Here is a 9,631-nt window from a genome sequence, read left to right as displayed (position 1 = left end):
TGCTGGTTTAGAGATTAAAACGCAAGGCAAACAAGGTTTACAAGTTTTTGCAGCAGCAGATGGCTATATATCTCGAATTAAAGTTCAACAATTTGGATACGGAAAAGCCATTTACATTACACATCCAAATGGATTTACAACTGTGTACGGACATTTGAAAAGGTTTAATGATGAAATAGACGATTACGTCAAAAAAATTCAATACAAAAAAGAAAATTACGAAACCGGTAATCTCTTTTTTAAAGAAGATACATTTCCGGTACAAAAAGGAGAAGTGATTGCTTTTTCAGGGGATACTGGTGGTTCTGGTGGTCCACATTTGCACTTTGAAATTCGTAATACAAAAACCGAAAAAGTCATCAATCCTTTATTATTTGGTATCAAAGTAAAAGATACAAAAGCACCCACTTTTCAATCTTTAAAAGCTTATGCTTTAACTGATGATTCAAGAATCAACCAACAAAAAAAAAGTTTTCAAATTCCAATTAAAAATATCGGAAATGGAAAATATTTAGCTGATAGAATAACTGCAAGTGCTACAATAGGTTTTAGTGTTAGCGTGTATGACAAATTTAATGGGATGCCTAATAAAAACGGAATTTATAGTTTAGCCATGTTTTTAAATGGGAAACGTTTTTATTATCATGATGTAGAAACATTTTCTTTTGCTGAAAGTAAATTTCTGAATTTACATATTGATTACGAACATTATAAAAAATACAAAAAACGCTATCAAAAAACATTTAAAGAAACTGCTAACAGACTTACTACCTATGATAAATTAATTAATAATGGAAAAATTAATGTTCAAAAAGGTATGAATTATACTGTTGAGATTGTAGCTAAAGATTTTGAAGGTAATACCAGTACTATTAAAATACCTGTTGCTGGAAAAGAAAGTAATGCCATTTTTACTGCTCAAAAAGACACTACTGGTTATAAAATTGATCGAAATAAGTTTAATAAATTTACTAAAGACGGAGTTACCATTGCTTTCCCCAAAAAAACATTTTACAATGATTTATATTTAGATTTTAAGGTAGAGCATAATATTGCTAAAATTCACACACCAACAGTACCTTTAGATAAAAGTTTTACCCTAACTTTTGATGTTTCTAAATATTCAGCTGAAGAAAAAGACCAATTGTATATTGCTAATTTAGAATATCCTAAATACCCAAGATATTATTATACCAGAAAAAAAGATAGTACATTTTATACCACAACAAAAACGCTAGGCAACTACACACTAAAATTTGATAAACAAAAGCCAAAAATTAGATTATTGTATTTTAAAGATAATCAATCACTTAACAATTCTAAGACGTTGAAAGTAAAAATTAGTGATGAAGGTTCTGGCATCAAAAACTGGAGAGCCACTATAGATGGTGAATGGATTTTAATGCAATACAATCATAAACGAGGCATATTAACCTATAATTTTAATGATAAAAAATTGGTGGGTAACAAACATATCTTTAAACTTGTAGTTTCAGACAATGTTGGAAATACGAATACAGTTTCTGCAACGTTCTTTAAGCAATAGATAAACTAATTTTTGTGAAAAAAATATTCTTATTTTTACTCTTGATGCCTTGTTTTATAATGGCTCAGAAAACTACCATTTTAAAAGGAACTGTAAAAAACAACCAAAAAGAAGGTATTGAAAAAGTATCTGTAGAGTTTGGCAAAACAGGAACTGTAACAGATGAAAATGGAAATTATAAAATTAGAATTCCTTTAGATGAAGAAGTAACCATTGTTTTTAGCCATGTTTCTTATCGTGTTTTCACAAAAAAAATTACAGCAAAAAGTAGAACTGTACTTCGATTCTCACCAACTCTTATTTTAAAAACCGAAAATTTAGAAGAAATTGTTATAAAAGATCAAAGAGATGCTGCATCTGGTATACAGTCTATCAACATAAATACAGTAAAAAATATTATTGGTCCAAATGCTGGTATCGAAAATACTTTAATGACACTGCCTGGTGTAAATAACAATAATGAACTTAGTACACAATACAATGTTAGAGGTGGTAATTTTGATGAAAACCTTGTTTACGTTAATGGAATTCAAGTGTATAGACCTTTTTTAGTACGTTCTGGTCAGCAAGAAGGCTTGAGTTTTATCAACACAAATATGGTGCAGAATATTGATTTTTCTGCAGGTGGTTTTCAAGCAAAATATGGAGATCGATTGTCTTCTGTTTTAGACATTACTTATCGAAAACCTACTGAAACTGCCACTACAATCGATGCTAGTTTATTAGGTGCAAGTGTTACTTTTGAAGGGCAATTTTTAGATAAAAAATTAAGTACAATAACTGGAGTTCGCTATAGAGATAATAGTTTATTTGTAAATAGTAAACAAATTGAAACCAACTTTAGACCTCGTTTTACAGATATACAAACCTACTTATCTTATGATTTTTCAGAGCAATTTCAATTGAACTTTTTAGGAAATTTTTCTTTAAACAACTATAATTATCAACCTTTATCTAGAAGAACTCGTTTTGGCACAGTTGCAAACCCTCTAGAACTTATCGTTTTTTATTCTGGTCAAGAAACGGATACCTATTTAACCTTACTTGGTGCTTTATCTGCTGATTATACAATAAATGATGATTTTACGATTACCACAACTGTATCAAGATACAATACACAAGAAGAAGAATATTTTGATATTGCTGCACAATATAATTTAGGTGAAGTAGACTCTAACATAGGCTCAGAAAACTTTGGTGATGTTGAATTCTCACAAGGAATTGGCTCACAATTAAACCATGCTCGCAACGATTTAGATGCTTTAATTACAAACGCAGAAGTAAAAGCAACTCTTAAAAAAGAGAATATACAATGGAGTTTTGGCATAAAATATCAAAAGGAAGCTATTAAAGATCGAATTCGAGAATGGGAAATTATTGACTCTTTAGGATTTTCGATAAGGCCTCCTTTTCATGCTACAAATAATCAACCTTATGAATCCTTTGAGGCTGATATTGTACCATTTCAAAACATTAGAAAAGATAATAATGTAGCGATTAATAGAATTTCTGGTTATGCGCAATTTAACCAACGTTCTTTTTGGAACGATCACGAAGTTTTTTACAACCTTGGTATTAGAGCTCATAATTGGTCTGTAACTGGCAATGGAATTGATTCTAAAAATCAAATTATTATTAGCCCAAGAGGTCAGTTTGCCATAAAACCAGATTGGGAAAAAGATATGTTATTTCGTTTTTCTGCAGGTTTATATGCACAACCACCTTCTTATAGAGAATTAAGAGATTTTAATGGTGATGTAAATGTAGAAGTTGGAGCACAAAAATCAGTTCATTTTGTATCGGGTATGGATTATAGCTTTACAATGTGGAAAAGGCCTTTTAAACTTACCACAGAAATGTACTACAAAAATTTATCTGATGTAAATTCTTATACTATTGATAATGTAAGGATTCGTTATAGGGCAGATAATGTTACTAAAGCGTACGCTTATGGTTTAGATATGCGTTTGAATGGTGAGTTTGTACCTGGAAGTGAAAGTTGGGTAAGTTTAGGCTATTTAAAAACTGAGGAAAATATTAATAATCAAGGCTATATTGCAAGACCATCTGACCAACGTATTAAATTCGGGATTCTTTTTCAAGATTATGTTCCTAATTTGCCAGATTTAAAAGCATACTTGAACTTAGTTTACAATTCTGGAGTTCCTGGGGGTTCTCCTTCTTATGCAAATCCTTATAACTTTCAAGATAGATTGCGTGATTACAGACGTGCAGATTTAGGAGTTTCTTATGTTTTTGCAGATGCTAATAAGCAATTTGAATCTGGTTGGCTGTCTAATTTTAAAGAATTAACTACTGGTTTAGAGTTGTTTAACATGTTTGACATTCAAAATGCAATAACAAATACTTGGGTTAGAGATGTGTATTCTAAAACGCAATTTGGAATTCCTAATTTTATGACGGGCAGAGTGCTGAATTTTAAAGTTGCCATGAAGTTTTAGCAAAAAAAACTACATCACTTTTTTATATTTTACCAAAGCTCCAAACTCCTTTTTATAAATTCTAACGACTACCAAGAATAAACTAATTAAAAGTGGACCGAAAATTAAACCTATAAAACCAAATAAAGGTACCCCAACTATTACACCAATTAGTGTAATTAATGGATGAACATTATCTAAAGTTTTTAAAACAAATAGCCTTATAATATTATCTGTAGAACCTACAACTACTAAACCGTAAATTAAAATTCCCCAGGCTTCAAATGTATTTCCATAAGACATTGTTAAAATAAAAACAGGAAGAATACCAATTAAAGTACCAATAAACGGAATCATAGAGCCTACAGTTACCACCACAAACCAAAAAAAAGGATCTTTAATACCAAAAATTAAAAAACCTATTAAAGCTATAATTCCTTGAGCAATAGCTACTAGAGGAATACCAATGGCATTAGAACGCACCATAGCTTGCGACTCTTCACTTATTACTTTTAAGTTTTTTTGACTTATTGGTATATATTCATACAACGAATGTCTTAACTCTTGTCTATTCGTTAACATATAGTACAGTAAAAAATACATTAAACCAATAGATAAAAAAATATCAAAAGTACTGCCAGCAAAGTTTTCTAAATTTTTAGAAATCCACGTAGAAACTTCAGAAGCATTTATTCGCGAACTTAAATCAAAACCATATTCAGTTTCAATTACGGTTAATTTTTGTTCTACAACTTTGGCTATTTTTTCTGAATTTTCTACAGCCTCCCCAACTTTATCTCCTAACATAAAGAGAATACCTGCAACTGGAAGCAGAATACAAATGAATGAAAAAAGCATTAAAAGAATGGCTGCAAAATGTGGATTCCATTTCTTATCCACTAAAGAAACCATCCACTTTCTTAACAAAACGTAAATAGTAATTGCACCTAAAACCCCTGATAAATAAGGCATTAATTCTCTAAAAATTAAAAAAGCAAATGATAGAATTAACAAAAGTACAAATACTTGCCTTATAGTTTTTGGTGGAATTACATTTTTTTTCATAATGCAAATTAAAATTTATTTTGCTATAAAATTATCCTTATCAAATATAAAATTAATTCATATACCATTTTATATTATTCTAAAAATGTAATGTATTATTTTTCTCTATTTACCAATTCCATTGAAAAAGCAGGTAAACAAATGGATAAATATTCGCATTCAACATCAAAAGGATTGGAATATTGTACACGTGTATTTTTTTCTATTTTGATGGATTGTCCAGCCTCTAATACAACAATTTCATCTTCAATAATAAATTGTTTTCTACCTCTTATAATGTAAGTATACTCCTCAAATTCAGGAGTTTGAAAAGGTTCTTTCCATTTTGGTGGTGCAATCATGTGTGCAATACTAATACCTGACTCTTTATTTGTAGCATTTCCGAAATGTTCTTCTATAAGTTTACCATCTGCAGTTGGAACTATAAATGGCGATTTTTGAACGGTGTATTTTTTTTTCATAGGCTAGTTTTTTAATTACAAAAGATACTGAAACAAGTTCAGTACTAGTTAAACCAAACTACAAAAGATTTTATTTTAGCCAAATCTGGAATTTGTTCTAAAGATACTTTTTGCGAACTATAATTACTTAAACCTAACTCACTTTTATCAATAACCATAGTTGCATTCAATTCATCTACAAATAAGGTAACCGATTTTAAAGTAGATTCTGGACGTAAATGATTAGTAGCGTTTATTTCTGAAAAACTTGAACTTAAATTAATACCTTCTTTGGTTTTAAATCGTTTGTCGTGAATTTCAATACTTTTAATGGTAGATGTAGAATCTAATTGTTCTTGAGGTACAATGGTTAACAAGTGCTTCCCTCCTTTTTCAAAAATTAAATACTCATCATCATCTTGAAAATAATTATCACCTAAAGCGCCTTCACTTAAATTTTTAACAATGGAATCGTTTTTAAAAATTACTTCTAAATCTTTTACGGTTGTTTGTTGGGTAAGTTCACCTACTTTACCTTTTTCTATCATAAATTTATCGCTATTGTTGCAACTAATTATTAAAAGTGATGCTGTTAGTAAGGCTAGGAAATGTTTTTTGATCATTATTTATTATTTTATTAACTATAAAACGTTTGTTTTTTGATTTTGTTATTTGATTACTTTTTTTAAAATTCCGAAGACGGCTCTTATAAAGGTGGCACTGGTTAATACTTTTACAAATGGATCTTGCCTTGTACTTCTTCTAGATGATGAGCTTCTACGAGATTCTTTCTCTTTTTCTTTCGCTAATCGTTCTTTTTCTTTTTGATTTTTGGCTTCTTGAAGCGCTTTTTCTTCTGCCAAATTTATCTTTTCTATTTTAGCATTTAGCAGTTCATACGCACTTTCTCTATCTAAATTATCATTGTATTTATAAAACAAACGAGAATTATTGATAACAGTTTTCAGTTCTTGATCCGTTAAAATATCCATTCTACTCATGGGTGCACGCAACATAGTTCTTGCTAATGGAGTTGGAATTCCTTTTTCATTTAAAACCGATACAAATGCTTCTCCAATACCCAATTGTGTTAACACTTCTTTGGTATCGTAATATTCAGAATCAGGATAATTTTCTGCAGCCAATTTAATTGCTTTTCTATCTTTTGCAGTAAATGCTCTTAAAGCATGTTGAATTTTTAAACCCAATTGAGCTAAAATATCTTCTGGAACATCTTTTGGATTTTGCGTTACAAAATACAAACCAATACCTTTAGAACGAATTAATTTTACAATACTTTCAATTTGATTTAGTAAAGCTTTAGAGGCTTGATCAAATACCAGATGCGCCTCATCTATAAAGATGATTAATTCTGGTCTTTCAGCATCTCCTTGTTCTGGAAAAGTTTCATAAACCTCTGCCAATAACTGCAACATAAATGTTGAAAATAGTTTGGGTTTATCTTGAATATCTGTTAAACGTAATACAGAAATTATTCCATTTCCGTTTTCATCAATTCTGGTTAAATCTTCAACATCAAAAGATTTTTCACCAAAAAACAAATCACCACCTTGTTGTTCTATTTCAATGATTTTTCTTAGGATTGCTCCTGTACTTGCTGTAGAAATTCGTCCGTATTCGGCTTTAATTTCCTCTTTACCTTCGTTGGTAACATATTGTAAGATTTTTTTAAAATCTTTAATGTCTAATAAAGGCAATTTGTTATCATCACAATATTTAAAAATGATGGCTACAATTCCGCTTTGCGTTTCTGTTAAATCTAATATTCTTGATAGTAAAACTGGCCCAAATTCAGAAATCGTAGCTCTTAAACGAGTGCCATTTTGTTCTGAAAGGGTTAAAACTTCAATTGGGAAATTTTTAGGTGTAAAAGGAAAACCAATTTTTTGGTGACGTTCATCTATTTTAGGATGTCCAGAACTGGCTTTTGCCAAACCAGATAAATCTCCTTTAATGTCCATTAATAAAACAGGAATTCCTTTTTCTGATAAATTTTCAGCTAAAACCTGCAAAGTTTTTGTTTTTCCTGTACCTGTTGCACCCGCAATTAAACCATGTCTGTTTAAGGTTTTTAATGGTACTTTTACTAAAGCATTTGTTATGGTTTCTTCGCCCAACATGGCTGCACCTAATTCAATAGCATCACCTTTGGTTTTATAGCCGTTATTTATATATTCAAAAAAAGCTTCTTGTTGACTCATCAAAAATAAATTTAAGAAGCTGAATCACGTTCAACTTACGAGCATAAAAATAAGTAAAGTTTGAGAAGTGGAAAATTATTTGTGGGTTTAGTTTAATCTATCCAACTTTTAAAATCCTTTACACGTTCTCTACTAACAATAATTTCTTGCTCATTGTAAGAATTTAATATCAATTTTAAACGTGAATTTGAATACGCAACAATATCTTTTATGGCATTTATATGTACAATAAAGGTTCTGTTTACTCTAAAAAAATGTTCTGGGTCTAGCTGTTCTTGCCAGTTTTCTAAAGAATTATCTAATAAATAATTTCTATTTTCTTTTGTATGAATGTAAGTAGCTTTATTCTCGCTATAAAAACATTCTACCTCATTAATATGAATTATTTTAATATGTTGCCCAACCTTAATGGTTAATCTTTTTTTGAATTTACGATCTACAGGATTTATCAATAATTTTCGAATATCATCTAAATTTACTTGCACATCAGATTGTTGTGGCTGTTGCTTTTTAAACTGATTTACGGCTGTCTCTAATTCATCATCGTCAATAGGTTTTAACAAATAATCGATTGAATTGAGTTTAAATGCCTTTAAGGCATATTCATCATAAGCAGTTGTAAAAATTATGGCAGATTGTACTTCAATTTCCTCAAAAATCTCGAAAGATAAACCATCAGACAATTGAATATCTAAAAAAATTAAATCAGGATGTTCGTTATTTTGTAACCAATTTAAAGATTCTTCTACAGAATGGAGCATTTGTTGAACCTCAATATCTAAAGCAGCTAACATTCTATTTAATCTTCTTGCTGCTGGTTTTTCATCCTCTATAATTAATACATTCATTTATTTGGTTGTTATTGGTTGTTGGTTGTTGGTTGTTGGTTGTTGGTAAAATCAAAAAAAAAATTAAGAATACAAAATACTAAAAGAAAATTCTTCATTCTTACTACTACTTTCGTTATTCTTAGGTCTTCAAACTATTTACTCCAATCGTTTTCTTTTATCATCTTTATCCATCAATTCTTGTATTTTACGGTCTTCCCAATCTTTTCCCAAACCTAAAGATTTAAAGCCGAAAACACCTAACCAATGAAAAAACATGCCTATTCCCCAGAAAAAAGCGGTAGAATACGTCCCAAAATTTGTAATAGCTTTTTTAAAAGTATCGCCACTTTGCATTAATCCGTAGATTATAATTCCGCTTAAAAAAAGATTTACTAAAATATAAACAATAAGGTGAATGTAAAAACCTTTAAGCTCTTTTACTCTTTTTTGGGCTCTAATGTAATTTTGTCCTTGTGTAAAATCGTCTTGCATCATTTTAACTATTATTATTCATGAATTGTTTCATTTTTCTGTCTTCCCATTTTTTGCCCAATCCCAATACTTCGAAACCGAAAACACCTAACCAGTGAAAAAATAAGGCAATTAACATACCACCTAATGCAAACCAGAAAAAATGAAAACCGGGTACAAATTTTAAATTTACAAACACAATTAAAGGAAAAGAAAATACATAGACTATTAAATGAACATAAAATCCTTTAATTTCTTCTGCCTGTTTTTTGGCTTTTAAATAATATTGTTCTTGAATATATTTGTTGTTGTCATCAGTTATATTAGGATCAACATTACCAACAATATTTTTTACTTTTTTATCTTTCCATGCTTGTTTCATATCCATTTTAGAAAATGCAAAAACATTAACCCAATGAATTAGCAAACCTATACACCAAGCCATAATTGCATACCAAAACCAATGAAATTGCGGTACAGTTTGTAAATTGATAAATACTAAAAAAGGTAAAATTAAAAAGGATGCTATACAATGCGTGTAAAAACCTTTGATGTCTTTAATTTTTTGTGCTGCTTTTAAGTGTAACTGATGTTCTATATATTTTGATTGCATAAC

General features: G+C 29.8%; 9 protein-coding genes. 2 read left to right on the top strand and 7 right to left on the bottom strand.

Translation table 11 applies throughout. The features are described from left to right. Together ACTG3V_RS06195 and ACTG3V_RS06190 are read left to right on the top strand one after the other, a co-directional pair. Positions 1–1,546 (top strand): M23 family metallopeptidase (locus ACTG3V_RS06195; RefSeq protein WP_439131275.1); only part of this gene is annotated, 1,546 nt, incomplete at its 5' end. A 14-nt stretch (positions 1,547–1,560) separates the two neighbouring features. Continuing rightward, positions 1,561–4,008, top strand: a complete 2,448-nt coding sequence (locus ACTG3V_RS06190) for a TonB-dependent receptor (protein WP_439131274.1) — start codon at positions 1,561–1,563, stop codon at positions 4,006–4,008. Between the two features lie 9 nt (positions 4,009–4,017). Here the strand turns inward: ACTG3V_RS06190 and ACTG3V_RS06185 are convergent, their stop codons facing one another. The 7 genes from ACTG3V_RS06185 to ACTG3V_RS06155 all read right to left on the bottom strand — a co-directional run bounded on the left by ACTG3V_RS06185 (position 4,018) and on the right by ACTG3V_RS06155 (position 9,628). Then, entirely contained in the window at positions 4,018–5,052 is a 1,035-nt protein-coding gene (locus ACTG3V_RS06185) for an AI-2E family transporter (protein WP_439131273.1), read from the bottom strand. A gap of 95 nt (positions 5,053–5,147) precedes the next feature. Further along, the gene (locus tag ACTG3V_RS06180; protein ID WP_439131272.1) at positions 5,148–5,513 is read right to left on the bottom strand and encodes a cupin domain-containing protein; all 366 of its coding nucleotides are present in this window, start codon (positions 5,511–5,513) and stop codon (positions 5,148–5,150) included. 44 nt (positions 5,514–5,557) lie between these two features. Further along, positions 5,558–6,115 carry a hypothetical protein gene (locus ACTG3V_RS06175; protein ID WP_439131271.1) on the bottom strand — a complete coding sequence of 186 codons (558 nt, stop codon included), beginning with the start codon at positions 6,113–6,115 and terminating at the stop codon, positions 5,558–5,560. Positions 6,116–6,160: 45 nt separating this feature from the next. Then, on the bottom strand, positions 6,161–7,714 hold the full coding sequence (locus tag ACTG3V_RS06170) for a helicase HerA-like domain-containing protein (protein WP_439131270.1): 1,554 nt from the start codon (positions 7,712–7,714) through the stop codon (positions 6,161–6,163). 92 nt (positions 7,715–7,806) lie between these two features. Beyond that, positions 7,807–8,562, bottom strand: a complete 756-nt coding sequence (locus ACTG3V_RS06165) for a LytR/AlgR family response regulator transcription factor (RefSeq protein ID WP_439131268.1) — start codon at positions 8,560–8,562, stop codon at positions 7,807–7,809. A 138-nt stretch (positions 8,563–8,700) separates the two neighbouring features. Next, positions 8,701–9,039: a 2TM domain-containing protein gene (locus ACTG3V_RS06160; protein ID WP_439131267.1), complete on the bottom strand. Its 339-nt coding sequence runs from the start codon at positions 9,037–9,039 to the stop codon at positions 8,701–8,703. A gap of 1 nt (position 9,040) precedes the next feature. Continuing rightward, positions 9,041–9,628, bottom strand: a complete 588-nt coding sequence (locus tag ACTG3V_RS06155) for a 2TM domain-containing protein (protein WP_439131266.1) — start codon at positions 9,626–9,628, stop codon at positions 9,041–9,043. Positions 9,629–9,631: the final 3 nt, after the last annotated feature.

The organism is Polaribacter sp. (genome assembly GCF_965660385.1).
Taxonomy (GTDB): Bacteria; Bacteroidota; Bacteroidia; order Flavobacteriales; family Flavobacteriaceae; genus Polaribacter.
The sequence above is the reverse complement of the archived record's forward strand: the minus strand, read 5'-3'. Positions and strand labels throughout refer to the sequence as shown.